1 protein-coding gene is annotated in these 282 nt (G+C 62.4%); it reads left to right on the forward strand.

Annotated elements, in window-relative coordinates:
• A partial coding sequence (locus tag AABA86_RS34460; RefSeq protein WP_445083507.1) for a hypothetical protein occupies window positions 1–282 on the forward strand: 282 nt, incomplete at both ends.

The raw sequence follows: 282 nt of genomic DNA on the forward strand, positions 1-282 counted from the left end.
GTCGGGGGATCTCGGGGCGGACGGTTCGAAGTCGATTACGGCGAAGTTCATCGACACTGCGGGTAACAGCTCGACCACCTCGGCGGACGTGATCACGCTCGACACGACGGCGCCCGTGGTGACGATCGGCAGCACGGGTGGCAATACCAACCAGTCAACGCAGACGATCAGCGGTACCGGCGAAGTCGGAGCAACGGTCAACATTTACGACAATGGCGGAGCGACGTCCGTCGCGACGACCACGGTCCTTGGTAACGGCTCATGGAGCGCCAATGTCCCGTT

It is taken from the genome of Bradyrhizobium sp. TM233, from assembly GCF_036247965.1.
Lineage (GTDB): Bacteria > Pseudomonadota > Alphaproteobacteria > Rhizobiales > Xanthobacteraceae > Bradyrhizobium > Bradyrhizobium ottawaense.